Source organism: Bifidobacterium sp. M0353, assembly GCF_016100645.1.
GTDB lineage: Bacteria > Actinomycetota > Actinomycetes > Actinomycetales > Bifidobacteriaceae > Bombiscardovia > Bombiscardovia choladohabitans.
Window position 1 is genome coordinate 1 of sequence record NZ_JACFSB010000020.1, and the last position, 478, is coordinate 478.

At 51.0% G+C, this 478-nt stretch carries 1 rRNA gene; it reads left to right on the plus strand.

Annotated elements, in window-relative coordinates:
- Positions 1–478, plus strand: a 23S ribosomal RNA gene (locus tag H3V04_RS08810); the annotation flags it as partial.

A 478-nucleotide genomic window follows, 5' to 3' on the forward strand; every position in this document is an offset into this window, starting at 1 on the left:
GGAGGGGAGTGAAATAGAACCTGAAACCTGATGCATACAAACAGTGGGAGCGGAGAAATCCGTGACTGCGTACCTTTTGTATAATGGGTCAACGACTTACATTCAGTAGCGAGCTTAACCGATTAGGGGAGGCGTAGGGAAACCGAGTCTTAATAGGGCGTCGAGTTGCTGGGTGTAGACCCGAAACCGAGTGATCTATCCATGGCCAGGTTGAAGGTGCCGTAACAGGTACTGGAGGACCGAACCCACGCATGTTGCAAAATGCGGGGATGAGCTGTGGATAGGGGTGAAAGGCTAAACAAACTCGGAGATAGCTGGTTCTCCCCGAAAACTATTTAGGTAGTGCCTCGAGCAAGACACTGATGGGGGTAAAGCACTGTTATGGCTAGGGGGTCATTGCGACTTACCAACCCATGGCAAACTAAGAATACCATCAAGTGGTTCCTCGGGAGACAGACATCGGGTGCTAACGTCCGGT